The organism is Leptolyngbya sp. FACHB-671, assembly GCF_014695745.1.
Lineage (GTDB): Bacteria > Cyanobacteriota > Cyanobacteriia > Elainellales > Elainellaceae > JAAUTN01.
On sequence record NZ_JACJOV010000170.1, the window covers coordinates 44,911 to 58,177 of the forward strand.

General features: G+C 48.3%; 12 protein-coding genes. 9 read left to right on the forward strand and 3 right to left on the reverse strand.

Features of this window, described 5'->3' with window-relative positions; genetic code table 11:
* The first annotated feature begins 76 nt into the window (after positions 1-76).
* Positions 77-361, forward strand: a complete 285-nt coding sequence (locus tag H6F93_RS32645; RefSeq protein ID WP_190690359.1) for a DUF1816 domain-containing protein — start codon at positions 77-79, stop codon at positions 359-361.
* Positions 362-387: 26 nt separating this feature from the next.
* Here the strand turns inward: H6F93_RS32645 and H6F93_RS32650 are convergent, their stop codons facing one another.
* The 3 genes from H6F93_RS32650 to H6F93_RS32660 form a co-directional block, all read right to left on the reverse strand.
* The gene (locus H6F93_RS32650; protein ID WP_190690362.1) at positions 388-1,248 is read right to left on the reverse strand and encodes an alpha/beta fold hydrolase; all 861 of its coding nucleotides are present in this window, start codon (positions 1,246-1,248) and stop codon (positions 388-390) included.
* A gap of 29 nt (positions 1,249-1,277) precedes the next feature.
* Positions 1,278-2,471 carry a WD40 repeat domain-containing protein gene (locus H6F93_RS32655; RefSeq protein WP_190690365.1) on the reverse strand — a complete coding sequence of 398 codons (1,194 nt, stop codon included), beginning with the start codon at positions 2,469-2,471 and terminating at the stop codon, positions 1,278-1,280.
* A gap of 132 nt (positions 2,472-2,603) precedes the next feature.
* Positions 2,604-2,978 (reverse strand): hypothetical protein, encoded by a 375-nt coding sequence (locus H6F93_RS32660; RefSeq protein WP_190690368.1) that lies wholly within the window; start codon positions 2,976-2,978, stop codon positions 2,604-2,606.
* Between the two features lie 148 nt (positions 2,979-3,126).
* Here H6F93_RS32660 and ahcY point away from each other — a divergent pair, with 148 nt between their 5' ends.
* The 8 genes from ahcY to H6F93_RS32700 all read left to right on the forward strand — a co-directional run bounded on the left by ahcY (position 3,127) and on the right by H6F93_RS32700 (position 13,263).
* Entirely contained in the window at positions 3,127-4,401 is a 1,275-nt protein-coding gene (gene ahcY, locus H6F93_RS32665) for an adenosylhomocysteinase (protein ID WP_190690370.1), read from the forward strand.
* A gap of 351 nt (positions 4,402-4,752) precedes the next feature.
* A complete protein-coding gene (locus tag H6F93_RS32670; protein ID WP_190643466.1) occupies positions 4,753-5,373 on the forward strand; it encodes a DedA family protein in 621 nt (206 codons plus the stop codon).
* 37 nt (positions 5,374-5,410) lie between these two features.
* The gene (locus H6F93_RS32675) at positions 5,411-5,935 is read left to right on the forward strand and encodes a hypothetical protein (protein ID WP_190643465.1); all 525 of its coding nucleotides are present in this window, start codon (positions 5,411-5,413) and stop codon (positions 5,933-5,935) included.
* A gap of 150 nt (positions 5,936-6,085) precedes the next feature.
* Positions 6,086-7,633, forward strand: a complete 1,548-nt coding sequence (locus H6F93_RS36030) for an AAA family ATPase (protein WP_199314310.1) — start codon at positions 6,086-6,088, stop codon at positions 7,631-7,633.
* Positions 7,634-8,375: 742 nt separating this feature from the next.
* The gene (locus H6F93_RS32685; RefSeq protein ID WP_190690373.1) at positions 8,376-9,230 is read left to right on the forward strand and encodes a manganese catalase; all 855 of its coding nucleotides are present in this window, start codon (positions 8,376-8,378) and stop codon (positions 9,228-9,230) included.
* Positions 9,231-9,491: 261 nt separating this feature from the next.
* The gene (locus H6F93_RS32690) at positions 9,492-10,358 is read left to right on the forward strand and encodes an MBL fold metallo-hydrolase (RefSeq protein WP_190690376.1); all 867 of its coding nucleotides are present in this window, start codon (positions 9,492-9,494) and stop codon (positions 10,356-10,358) included.
* Positions 10,359-10,578: 220 nt separating this feature from the next.
* On the forward strand, positions 10,579-13,026 hold the full coding sequence (locus tag H6F93_RS32695) for a glycoside hydrolase family 31 protein (protein ID WP_190690379.1): 2,448 nt from the start codon (positions 10,579-10,581) through the stop codon (positions 13,024-13,026).
* A 3-nt stretch (positions 13,027-13,029) separates the two neighbouring features.
* Complete coding sequence (locus tag H6F93_RS32700; RefSeq protein ID WP_190690382.1) at positions 13,030-13,263, forward strand: hypothetical protein; 234 nt, start codon at positions 13,030-13,032, stop codon at positions 13,261-13,263.
* The last annotated feature ends 4 nt before the right edge of the window (positions 13,264-13,267 follow it).

Consider the following 13,267-nt stretch of genomic DNA (forward strand, 5'->3'; position numbering starts at 1 on the left):
CTTAAGGGCAGTTGACAATTCGCTTAGCGTTTACCCAGCACACCCTGTTATTCAGCAGAGACAATTCGGTAAAACTATGAAAGAACTTTGGACAAATCTACTTCAAACCGTTGGTCTGGCTTGGTGGGTTGAGATCCTTACTGACAATCCGCGTTGCACCTACTATTTTGGACCTTTTGCTAGCGCTAGTGAGGCTGAGGCTGAGAAAGCTGGCTACATTGAGGATCTGGAGCAAGAAGGCGCTCAGGGCATCAAGGTTGCTGTGAAGCGATGCAAGCCAGACAATCTGACGATTTATGAAGAGATTGCAGATCGTCCTAGCCGTGGCGGCCCAGCTCCCGTTTTTAGCGGTCAGGTTTAATTAGCAGGTTTGTTGTCCTTCTGCATCTAGCTTAGAGCGTTTGACCTTTTGTCTACAACGTCAGGGTTGCTCTCAATCCAATTGTCAATGTCCCGGAGTACCTGATTGGGGATCTCCCAGGGGAAGAGGTGTGCGACATCAGGGTAGCTGAGCCAATGGCATTTTGGCAGATGTTGAGCAGTTTCCAGACTAGATTCAAGCGTAATGTGTCGATCTGCCGTTCCAGCCATAACCAAGCTGGAGCACTTAACCTGATTGAGGTCTGCGAGTCGATTGTAGTCTTGCCTAAGAGCATCGTTTAGAGCTTGACGAGCACTAAGTGATGTCTGAAAGTAGGCTGGCATTCCTTCAATGGCAAGGTGCTGGTAGGCGATCGCTGTGTGTTGCTGAATCAGGTAACGATAGAGCGATCGCTTGCCAAAGGTGTCAATGTTCCACCGCCAGCCTGGTTGCAGCCAGTTGATTACCGATGCCAGCCCCGTGTAGAGGTTATCTTCCCAGCTAATGGGTGGGTGACTGCTGCGAGGACGCATTGCTGAAGCAATCAGGATCAGTCCGCTGATTCGCTCTGGTTGTCTTAGTGCTAGCTCCGTCGCCAAAATTCCTCCCAGTGACCAGCCCAAGACTAAGCATCGCTCAATTTGATAGCGATCGAGTAACGCATCTAGATCGACCAGGTGATCCTGCATGGCAAACGCTGTCTTAGCCTGGCTCTTGCCATAGCCCCGCAGATCAGGCGCAAAGGTTTTGAAACGCCGAGAAAAATGCTGAGTAAAGACCGACATACTGGCCCCAGTGCCAGGGTGCCCATGCAAACAGAGCATCGGGAAACCGCTTCCCTGCACCTGAACTGAGAGTGAAATGGCTGGAGGATCAGACTGCTGCATAGGTCGAAACTGCGCTTAACTAAAGGGCTTTATGGCTGAGCCGATGAGCTAGACCAAACTTTGATGTTGCCTTCCGTCACAGCAACAAAGAGTCGTCCGTTGGGACTAAACGCACCATTAGTTGCATTCTCCTCAAAAGTTTGAAGCGTTTGCCCGGTAACCATATCTAGCAGGTTGATGTCTTCCTCATAATTAATAACAGCCAGGATTTTGCCATCTGCACTTGGGATTAACCAGTCCTGCTCGACGAACTCCGTTGCTGTATTTACAAGCTCTCCTGTGTTGATATTCCAGGTTGCGACCTGACGGGGCACAACTGCGCCATTGCGACTTACTGTAAAAGTACCCGTGACAGTCTCACTGTCTGGACTGAAGGCTATCTTAAAGGCATCTATGCCACCCTCAAAGGTGCGTTTGATCTGCCCAGAAGCAAGGTCAATCAAAGTTAATTCGCCATCCACATGGGTACTAGCGAGCATTTGCCCATCTGAACTGACTTTCAGAGTTCGAATGGTTTCCCGATGCCCGACTAAGCTGCGCTGAAGTGTTCCTTGGTTGACATCCCAAACCTGAATCAGAGGACTAGTAGCACTGCTGTAGAGCGTTTGGCTGTCAGGGCTAAAGGCCAAAACACTGCTGAAGTAATAACCTCCCCCCGCTTCCATAAACTTAGGGGTGATAGCTCGTCTAAGCGTGCGGAGCGTTTGACCACTACTCACATTTCGCAGGCGGATGGTCAGCATTCGGTTGTCAAAGTCATAATCGGCAGTAGCAAGGAGTTGACCATCAGGGCTAAAGGCGATCGCCGAAACCATTGCAGCATGATCACTCAATGTGTAGAGCGCTTCGCCTGTTGTCAGATCCCACACTCTAACGGAGTCTGCGTACTCGTTGGGATCAGTCGTAACGGCACCGGCAACCACCCTCCCATCTGGGCTAATAGCAATAGTGTCAGTCCCCCCAAGACTCACCTGATCATCCGAAATAGTCAGAACAGGTTCGGTAGTCCAGTTAACCTGAGCAGATGAAGACTGAGCTAGAGAGACAGCTGCGGGAACTGAATAATTTTGAGCATAAGCAGGGCGATTGAGTTCTTGCCTGCTGGCAGTTGCAATAGGGGCGATCGCTCCAGAAATGATTGTGGCAGCAGCAAGAGCAATCCCTGGCAGCAACTGGGCTAGGCGTAACCTGACAAAATTTTGAGAAGAGTCTTGAGCAACCATATTCTGGGCAAGAGACGCGATGAATTACGTCTGTACAAGTAGGCTACGCACTATTGTTGACTGCGGCACCGCTTTTCGGATGCGAGGGTAAGCCGATTCTGTATCTGGCTACCCTAACCTCTTAGAAACCTTTTAGAGCTTTTCCTCAAGCGGTTTGCAAAAATCTTCTAGACCCGTTTTAAGCACATAAATGATCACTGGAGTTGCCAGACTGGGGGGAAGCTCTGTTGCTTTGGTTAGCGATCGCATTGCGTCCTGAAGTGATCCTGCTGCCAAATTTGCTCTGAGATCAGACTGACACAACACAGCTCGACAACGTTTGGCGAGACCTTCTAACCAACGGTCTGACGTGTCAGGTTCTTGCCTTGCCTGAAGTGCCAGGGCGATCGCTGCATCTTCCAAATCGCCTTCGCAATCTTCGATCATATCTAGCGCTCTAAGCGCTTCTGGACTCGCTGATAGCTCAGATCGGTACTGAGCAATTTCCTCAAATGTGACTGTAATCATGCTGCCAATTTAACATTTTGACAAAAGGTGAGAGGTGGTAAAAAGCGGGGGAATTTTGCCTCACGGTTTCGCGATTTGGCTAAGCTAGGTAGGCTAGTAAAAGTCGTAAATTTGCAAAATCTCCCAGATTCCTTAAGGCAAGATCTACATGACCACAACAGCTCAGGTAAAGCATGAAGTTAAAGACCTCTCCTTAGCAGCACAGGGGAGACAGCGAATCGAGTGGGCAGGGCGGGAAATGCCCGTCTTGCGGCGAATTCAAGAGCGTTTTGCTCAAGAAAAGCCTTTGGCTGGAATTCGTTTGGTAGCTTGCTGCCACGTCACGACTGAAACTGCTCATCTAGCGATCGCCCTCAAAGCGGCCGGAGCCGATGCTCTGCTCATTGCTAGCAACCCTCTATCTACTCAAGATGACGTAGCTGCCAGTTTAGTTGCAGATCATGGCATTCCAGTTTTTGCTCAAAAAGGTGAAGACAACGAGACCTACCACCGCCACGTCCAGATTGCGCTAGATCACCGCCCCAACCTGATCATTGATGACGGCAGCGACGTAGTTGCCACATTAATTCAAGAGCGGCAAGACCAAATTGCTGACCTGATTGGCACCACCGAGGAAACCACCACCGGGATCGTGCGCCTGCAAGCCATGCTCAAAGATGGCGTACTCACCTTCCCAGCGATGAACGTTAACGATGCTGACACCAAGCATTTCTTTGACAATCGCTATGGAACAGGACAATCCACACTAGATGGAATCATCCGGGCAACCAACATTCTTCTCGCAGGTAAAACGATCGTTGTTGCGGGCTATGGCTGGTGCGGCAAGGGTACAGCCCTGCGGGCACGAGGCATGGGTGCAAGCGTGATCGTGACGGAAATCAATCCTACCCGCGCCCTCGAAGCGGCAATGGATGGATTCCGCGTACTGCCAATGACCGTTGCAGCGCCTCAAGGTGATATCTTCATCACCGTGACGGGCAACAAGCACGTCATCCGAGCAGAGCATTTTGAAACTATGAAAGACGGGGCGATCGTTTGCAACTCTGGTCACTTTGACATTGAGATTGACCTCAAATCGCTCAAAGAAATGGCAACTGAAGTGAAGCAAGTCCGCAACTTCACTGAGCAATATCGTATGCCAAGCGGCAAATCCGTTGTCGTTTTGGGTGAAGGTCGACTGATCAATCTGGCTGCTGCTGAAGGACACCCCAGCGCCGTTATGGATATGAGCTTTGCCAACCAAGCGCTTGCCTGTGAATATTTGGTGAAGAACAAAGGCAATCTAGAACCTGGAATTCACACCATTCCTGCTGAAGTTGATCAGGAAATTGCGCGGTTGAAGCTCCAGGCGATGGGAATTGCGATTGACGCGCTCACGCCTGAGCAGACCGAATACATCAATTCCTGGACATCAGGCACTTAAACTAAGCTAGAGCCATCTATTTTGAGCGGGGGCGTTGCTTGCAGCGCCCCCGCTCTTTAAGAAAACGCACGAGTGAAAACGCACGGGTGAACCCCGCAACTTATGTAAAGAGATATAGCAATCTCAAATGGTCATGAGCCCGCACCCCAAGGGGAGTGGAGATCACAGCCACAACTTCATTCTTGCCTGTACTACTACAACGATGGGGCAATCAGTCTAGCTGGGTTAGGGATATGCCCGATAGCAGGGGTGCTTTCTGATTGAAATTTGTTAGCTATTCTTAATGAGGGCTCTAGCCTGTCAGATTGGCTCAATGCTTCGCTTTAATGGGACTTTGCAAGGAACAGCTTTATGGTCGAATGGATTACTAACACGATCAACAGCCTGGGTTACGTTGGTATTGGTTTTCTGATGTTCATGGAAAATCTGTTTCCACCGATTCCTTCTGAGCTAATCATGCCGTTGGCAGGTTTTACTGCGGCTCAGGGCGAAATGAACGTCTTTTATGCGGTCCTAGCAGGAGTCATTGGCACTGTTTTAGGAGCGCTGCCCTGGTATTTTGCCGGAAAGTTTTTGGGAGCCGATCGCCTTAAAGCTTGGGCTGACCGCTATGGCAAATGGCTGGGGATCAGCAGCAAAGAAATGGACGAAGCCACAAAATGGTTCGTCAAGCACGGCGGCAGGACTGTATTGCTTTGTCGCCTCGTGCCTGGAGTCCGGACGCTGATTTCGATTCCAGCGGGCACCTGCAACATGCCTTTCATCCCCTTTTTGGTCTACTCAACGATTGGGACTGTAGCATGGGTTAGCTTACTGACAGGAGCCGGGTATCTGCTGGGCGACAACTACGAGTTGGTTGAAGTCTATATTGGACCACTTTCTAAACTGATAGTCGGAGGTTTACTCGTTGCCTTCATTGTTTGGGTTGTGATCAACCGTCGGAAGCAAAACAGCAAACGTCGGCTTAGATGAAGCATGATAACAAGTGCAGCGATGAACACTATTGCTCATGCTTTTTCCTACCACTAACTATCTCTTACTTGAGAATCTAATCTTCTTTGCGATCGCCACTGCTTTCTTTGCGATCGCCGGTTGGTCCTGGCGAGACACAGCCCCTTATGAGCTTCCTAAACCGCTTCCAGGCTGGTTTAGAATCTGGTTTTTGTCAGTTCAGTTTTTGGGTATCGTTCCACCCTTGGTCGCTTTGCTGGTGTGGGGAATATGGCAGGGCAACTTCGATGTAGTCGCAATCTTTGCTGCTTACTTTCTCATGTTGGGGCTACAAATTTTGTCTGAAAGTTTGTCGTTAAGACGCTTTCAATCCACAGTATTTGTCATGGTTCCCTATCTGTATTTGCCCTATCGGTTTTGGCAGCTTTACGAGGGGCTGAATCTCTTGAGTTCTGATCCAACACTGGTTTGGGTTCGATACATTCTTATCCTGGAAATTGTAGTCTGGATCATAAATTATGGTTTGGATTTAGCGCAACTTCCAAGGTTATTCCATTGGAATGGCGCAAACATCGACGATTGAATAGGACGGGGCGATCGCTCCGTCCTATTCAATCGTTTTATTACTTTCTAGGCGATCGCCCAGCGATAGAGGCGTTTTTCTCTGACACCGATAAGATAGCTAGAGGTTCTGTCTGCTGTTGAGGCTTCCGCCTGAAAGGGAAGGGAAGCCATGATAGGATTCAGTCAGTTTCAGGAGGTTTTTGTGGATTTTCGCCAGATTGTTAACTTCAGACTGGTCAAGCAAGAGGCAAATGACCTATATCGCTCTCTAACTTCCATCTTGGAGTTAGACGAACGGTTTGCAGATCTAATATTAGTTGACTTGGCGAAAGTCGTAAGAATTTGTGGACGTAGCAACAAAGAAATTAGCTCTGCTGAACTGCTAGCCTATTTAGTAATTTATGCGCTGATTAAAAAAGATAGAGAAAAACTGAACGTTGCTGTCAATTCATGGGAATTTTCTAGCGAAGAACGGCTTAAATATCAAAAAATTACTATTCAAATTTTGCTTGATTTAACAGGGGGCGATCAGCAAACTGACCAACTTGTATTGCCCTCTATTCTGAACAAGCTAGATGAGGAAAAAGGCACAGAATATCTAGGTCATGCTGTCAACGCCATCTATAAGTTTGCTCAAGTAATTACTAAAGCGGATGGTGTCGTGACGATGCAAGAAATGGAGGCATTATCAAAAGTTTGGCAACTGCTGCACTCCTATCAGAAGTTAGATAGCTATCAGGCAGGTTTAGCGTCTGTTCCTATTCCTAAACTGACTCAGGCATCGGCTCCAAAACCTGAGCGAACTTCTGAATCTAAACAGCCTCAAAACTCCGGTGAACCTAAGCCTCAAAGTTCTGAACCCACTCCGAAGGAAGACCCAACCAAGATTTTAGAGCAAGCTCTAGCTGACCTGAACGAGCTAGTTGGGATGGAGAATATTAAGGAGGAAGTGCAAACTCTAACCAACTTCCTGAAGGTGCAGAAGATTCGAGCAGAACGAGGTTTAGCAAAAACGCCAGTTTCACTTCATGCGGTCTTTTGTGGACCTCCAGGTACGGGTAAAACGACCGTTGCTCGCCTGATGAGCAAAATCTATGAAGGGCTAGAGTTTCTCAGTAAAGGGCATTTGGTGGAAACCGATCGCTCTGGCATGGTGGCAGGTTATGTCGGACAAACGGCTAAAAAAGTAGATGAAATGGTGGATTCTGCTCTGGATGGCGTGCTGTTCATTGATGAAGCCTATGCTTTGGTGCCACGAGAGGCGGGGCGTGATTTTGGGCAGGAGGCGATCGACGTTCTGCTGAAGCGAATGGAAGACTATCGCGATCGCCTCGTCGTCATCGTGGCAGGCTACACCGATGAGATGGAAGCCTTTATCGAATCAAATCCTGGCTTAAAATCACGCTTTAACCGTTACTTCTATTTCAACGACTATACACCCGAAGAGCTGCTAGCAATTTTTGAGCGAATGGCTGGAAAAAGTCACTTCAAGTTGACACCAGAAGCAAGAGAGAAACTGCTCAAAATCTTCAATCAGCTTTACGATAATCGAGACAAAAACTTTGGCAATGCTCGCATGGTTCGTAATCTGTTTGAGAAGAGCATTGAAAAGCAGGCAAATAGACTGGCTGTACTTTCTTCTTTGACCGATGAGGTATTAACAACACTCATTCCTGAAGACATTCCCAGCAACTATTCAGAAACTGCCAGAGTTTAGAGGCTGTTTGAGTAGTCTAATTTGTAGCCTACCTCAGGGAAAATATCTGTGATTTTGAATCCTGCTAAACAACCCAACACTGTACGGGTAGGTTTAGCAGACCGAATATTAACAGAGCCGAGGCCCAACGGCAAAATCTCCCCACCAGGAATTACGGTTAATCGAACGGATTTGGTCTTACTTTCCAACCTCCTCTCGAACTGCTCAAAGTCATTCAAAAACCGTTTGAGTAATCTTGCTCACTCTATTTACTCATTCTTTGATTCATCGTTCGGAGTGTTTATATCACTTTATCAAAGCTACCTCTTTGGTTGGGGCGGATGACAGGCAATAGGTATGACGTTTTGTTGGAAAAGATTGCTGAGAATGGAGGCAATCAAGCGGAAATCCGTTCTCAAGTAGCAAGATCCATTCAAAGTAATTTTGGGGCGTGACAATCTTAAATCCCCTTACGAACAGACTTAGTGGAAATTAAGAGCTTAAGCTGCTTGTCCTTTGAAGCAAGGTGTTCGTAAGCAATTCAGGATTGTTCAAGTTTATTGAGCTAGTTGATTTTTAAGCGGCTTGATTGGAGATATCAGAAGTCAAATTTATCTGAGTGAGTTTGTTCTGTGTCCAGATTACTTCTGAAACGGTGATAAACAAGTTCGTCCGAGATGAACTGTTATCCGTTGCCTTGGAACCTAGCTTCTGAGCAAATTCTGAGCAGATTAGTAACAACGCAATTAGGAGATTTAACAAAGTGTTTTTTCACAACAAACGGATGCAGTATTTCACCAAACCGGAACAACCGGATGCGGTTTATGCCAAGAAGATTCAAGAGCTGATCGGCGGACCCTTTGGTGAAATGACTGTGATGATGCAGTACCTCTTCCAGGGTTGGAACTGCCGAGGTCCTGCTCGTTACAAAGATATGTTGCTCGACATCGGCACCGAGGAAATCGGACACGTTGAGATGTTGGCGACTATGATTGCCCATCTACTAGATGAAGCACCCCTAAAGATGCAGGAAGATGGTGCAAAAGATCCAATCGTCGGCGCTGTGATGGGTGGTGTAAATCCACGAGACGTAATTGCAGCAAGCATGAATCCTCAACATGCGATCGTTTCCGGCTTGGGTGCAACACCTAACGATAGCGTGGGCTATCCCTGGAATGGTCGATACATTATCGCTAGTGGCAACCTGCTAGCAGATTTCCGCTCTAACTTGCACGCAGAGTCTCAGGGCAGATTACAGGCTGTGCGAATGTATGAAATGTCGGATGACCCAGGTGTGAAGGATACCCTCAGCTACATGATTGCACGGGATACTATGCACCAAAACCAGTGGCTGGCGGCGATCGAAGACCTGGAAAGCTCTGGATTGGAGACAACCCCTGTTCCTAGTTCTTTCCCACTGGAGCTGGAGAAACGGGATGCAGCCTACCAGTTCTGGAATCTGTCTGATGGCGAGGACAGCCGCGAAGGACGTTGGGCAAAAGGTCCATCAATGGACGGCAAAGGTGAGTTTGAGTACCTGGCAAATCCTCAACCTCTGGGGCCAGAGCCAGAACCCCCCATTCCCGACCCTCGTCTGCACGGCACAGGCAAGAAATAGGAGTGAGTAACCGTGGAGCAGGCAAACTGCTTGCTCCATTAAAGGATGCCTAAGAAGTCTGGATTTTTAGCCCAATACGGTAGGGGCGTAGCATTCGGTAGATGGGTCTTGGAATACACCGAAAGTCTCTGACCGAATGCTACGCCCTACAGGGCATTGTCTTCTTCCTAAACGTTCTTGAGAACGAGCAAGCTGTTTATTCAAAAGCTTAGTGAGTCGTGGGCAAAGCATTTACAAGTTGGTGGAGGTCAGGATCTAATTATGAACACTGCTAAAGAATTGGTTTTACCTGGAGACAACACGAACCCCGACCTAGAAAATGGTTCGGTTTTCTTTGTGGGTACGGCAACTGTGATTCTGCGATATGCAGGATTTACAATCCTGACTGACCCTAACTTTTTGCATCAAGGCGACCATGTGCATTTGGGATATGGGTTGCGATCGCAGCGTGTCACCGATCCGGCGATCGCCATCGAAGAATTGCCGCCGCTTGACCTGGTTGTGCTGTCTCACATGCACGAAGACCACTTTGATCGAGTGGCAGAACAAAAGTTAGATAAATCACTCCCCATTGTCAGCACTCCTCATGCCACAAAATCATTGAAAAAGAAGGGATTCAACGCAGCGCAGGCAATTGATACCTGGGAATCCATAACAGTACGTAAAGGGGAGCAATCCCTCAAAATTACTTCAATGCCAGGACGACATGGGCCAGGTATTCTGGCGGCTGCATTGCCCCCCGTAATGGGCAGTATGTTGGAGTTTCAGTCTGCTGGGCAAACTCACTTTTGTCTTTACATCACTGGAGACACACTGGTGTATGAGCAGCTTAAGGAAATTCCAAAACGCTATCCCGATATTGATTTAGCGCTGCTGCACCTGGGTGGGACAAAGGTATTTGGGATTCTGTTAACTATGAATGGCAGACAAGGTGTGGAAGCAATTCAACTAATTTCCCCTCAGACCGCAATCCCGATTCATTACAACGATTACACTGTGTTCAAATCTCCACTTGAGGACTTTAAAGCCGCTGTGGTGTTGGCAGAGTTAGAAGATCGAGTGAAGTATCTGAAGCATGGTGATACCTACAACTTTCAGGTAAGGACTCAAATTGCAAAGGAGAACTGAGCATGAGTGAGCAAACAAGCCCAAACTCTGATGTAACGGATCAAGATAAAGCGGGGCAGGGTCGGATGTACTGATACTACTGATATAGGTAGAAATGCTGCTCAAATCACTCTTAAGAGGAAGGCGATCGCCTTCCTCTTTCTTGATTATGGGGAATAGTTTGGCGATCGTAGTCCCACCGAAGCTGATCTGGCATTAAACCCTACTTCACTCAAATACTATGGCGTTCCCCAAGCAACTATTGCAGAAATGGAAGTCCTTTAAGAGTTGGCTCTTTTACCTGGGTTACGCGCCCCATGCGTATGTCTACTCGCGGACTCGCGATCGCCTTGAGCGTGAGTATGCTCCCCCACCTACCTCTGAGGGCTTTGACCAACCAGGGAAACTGCTTCAGGCAGAACCGAGTGAACGAGGCGCTCGCTTTTACTTTGAGCAGGCTGAGCTTGACATCACATTTCTTACGGCTGATTTGGTGCGGCTAAGTTGGCAGCCGGGAATTCCTCCAATGCCCTACGGAATTGCCCGTCAACAATGGGATGCAGTAGAAACCACACTAGAAGAAACGACAGAAGGGTGGGCTTTGTCCAGTCAGGGAGAGGGCGCTACTAAAGTCACCGTTAGCTTTGAGGGAAGCATTAAGTTCTATGGCAGCGAAGGGCAGTTACTCCGAACTGAACTGCCGCCAAAACTTGAGGGAGAATCCTGGACACATCAGGCGGAACTGTTACCCGACGAAGGAATATACGGTTTGGGGGAACGGGCAGCACCGTTGAATTTGCGGGTTCCTCGAAAGATAGTTGAGAAGGACAAAACTACATTTAGCCGCTCCTACCGGATGTGGAATTTTGATGCGGCAGGCAAGTATAGTCCTGGTAGCGATCCGCTCTATATCTGCATTCCGGTCTATTTGGGGCTACATCGGCAAGGTAGCTACTTAGTGTTTTATGAAAACACCTTTGAAGCAACTTTTAGCTTTGAAGATACTGCTACTGCTGCCTTTACAGGAGGCGCATTACGGTATTACTTTGCTGCGGGTACTCCTGATCAACTGGTAGAGCGGTATACGGAACTGACCGGGCGATCGCCCCTCCCTCCTCGTTGGGCGTTGGGCTATCACCAATCCCGGTGGGGATATGAGACAGAGGAAGCGGTTCGGACAACGGCTAAGGGGTTTCAGGAACACGATTTACCCCTGAGTGCAATTCATCTAGACATCGATGTACAGGTAGATTACCGCGCCTTCACCATTGACCCCGATCGCTTTCCCAAGTTGCCAGAGTTTATTAAAGAATTGGGTGAACTGGGAGTGCAGTTCATTGCCATCCTCAACCCCGGAATCAAATACAGCCGCAAAAGTCATCTTTTCTTGGAAGGTCGGTTGCTGGACGCATTCTGCAAATATCCCGATGGTGAGATTGCGATCGCTCCCGTTTGGCCCGGTTTGACTGTCTTTCCTGATTACACCAATCCAGCTGTGCGAAAGTGGTGGAGCCGCCAATATGCCTACCTTTTAGACGTGGGAGTGGCTGGCTTTTGGCATGATATGAATGAGCCTGCTGCCTTTGTGGCTTGGGGCGATCGCTCTCTACCCAAACCCATGTTGCACCACATGGAGGGCAGAGGTGGCACTCACTTAGAGGCACACAACGTTTATGGATTGATGCAATCCAAAGCAGGCTACGAAAGTCTGTGTCAGAACCAACCACACCAGCGCCCTTTTATTGTGTCACGGGCGGGCTGGGCAGGGCTCCAGCGCTATGCCTGGACATGGACAGGCGATATTGAAGGAAGCTGGGAAGCTTTGCGTCAGACTATTTCTACTGTTGTAGGGTTGGGACTTTCGGGTATTCCTTATAGTGGTCCTGACATTGGTGGCTTTCAGGGAAATCCTAGTGCAGAGCTGTATTTGCGCTGGTTTCAGATGTCTACTTTCCTCACGTTTTATCGAACTCACTCTTCAGTGGAGGCAGACCACCGCACACCCTGGACGTATGGTGAGCCAACCTTAAGCATCATTCGAGAACTGTTGAAATTGCGTTATCGCCTGATGCCCTACTTCTACACACTGGCATGGCAGGCAAGCCGAAAGGGATACGCCCCAGTCCGTCCACTGTTTTGGGCTGATCCGAGTGACCCCAATCTCTGGGGTGTAGCAGATGCATTCTTGTTAGGAGACAGCTTACTTGTTTGCCCGGTTTTGGAGGAAGGGGGGCGATCGCGCCAAGTTACTTTACCCAAAGGAAACTGGTATGACTTCTGGAACGGCAATCTGTTAGAAGGTGCCACAGAGGTTGATCTGGATGCACCTTTAGAAACAATTCCTGTGTTGGTGAAAGCAGGTAGTATTCTGCCAATGGAAGACTATCAACAACTCACTTTGCACCTTTACCCACCCGTTCAAGGAAATTGTGAAACATCAGTCTACAGTGATGCAGGGGATGGGTATGGAGAATGGCGGCTGGATCACTTCCAATTGGTTCGGTTTGAGCATGGATTAGATTTAATCTGGCACGAGGAAGGTGAGTTTTCTTTCCCCTACACCAGTATTCACATCCAGGTTCATGGCTTTGAGCTACAGCAAATGTGGGTTGATGACGTAGAAGTAGAATGTGAAGGGAATCAATGGAAGGGCGATCGCTTCCAAAAGATCTACTTGAAAGGAAACTAAACAATGAACCATCCATTTCATGATGAAAAAAGCCTGTCGCAAGCGGCTGAAGAATTGGGTAATGAGGCATTGGCATTAGGGTTGATTCGTAGTTTTGTTGTGCGTCATTTTTCAGACAGCAAACAGTTTTATATTCCTGATGAAAACCAGTCTGAGCCACTCACCCCAGAGGAGGCATACCTACGTTTGAAGAAGATAGTTGAACAAGCTGCTGCAAAGCGGGATGATGAAGGGTAGAACC

Excerpts from the sequence above, each read along its gene's own strand:
- H6F93_RS32645 (WP_190690359.1), top strand. The coding sequence starts at position 77 with ATGAAAGAACTTTGGACAAATCTACTTCAAACCGTTGGTCTGGCTTGG.
- H6F93_RS32650 (WP_190690362.1), bottom strand. The coding sequence starts at position 1,248 with ATGCAGCAGTCTGATCCTCCAGCCATTTCACTCTCAGTTCAGGTGCAG.
- H6F93_RS32655 (WP_190690365.1), bottom strand. The coding sequence starts at position 2,471 with ATGGTTGCTCAAGACTCTTCTCAAAATTTTGTCAGGTTACGCCTAGCC.
- H6F93_RS32660 (WP_190690368.1), bottom strand. The coding sequence starts at position 2,978 with ATGATTACAGTCACATTTGAGGAAATTGCTCAGTACCGATCTGAGCTA.
- ahcY (WP_190690370.1), top strand. The coding sequence starts at position 3,127 with ATGACCACAACAGCTCAGGTAAAGCATGAAGTTAAAGACCTCTCCTTA.
- H6F93_RS32670 (WP_190643466.1), top strand. The coding sequence starts at position 4,753 with ATGGTCGAATGGATTACTAACACGATCAACAGCCTGGGTTACGTTGGT.
- H6F93_RS32675 (WP_190643465.1), top strand. The coding sequence starts at position 5,411 with ATGCTTTTTCCTACCACTAACTATCTCTTACTTGAGAATCTAATCTTC.
- H6F93_RS36030 (WP_199314310.1), top strand. The coding sequence starts at position 6,086 with ATGATAGGATTCAGTCAGTTTCAGGAGGTTTTTGTGGATTTTCGCCAG.
- H6F93_RS32690 (WP_190690376.1), top strand. The coding sequence starts at position 9,492 with ATGAACACTGCTAAAGAATTGGTTTTACCTGGAGACAACACGAACCCC.
- H6F93_RS32695 (WP_190690379.1), top strand. The coding sequence starts at position 10,579 with ATGGCGTTCCCCAAGCAACTATTGCAGAAATGGAAGTCCTTTAAGAGT.
- H6F93_RS32700 (WP_190690382.1), top strand. The coding sequence starts at position 13,030 with ATGAACCATCCATTTCATGATGAAAAAAGCCTGTCGCAAGCGGCTGAA.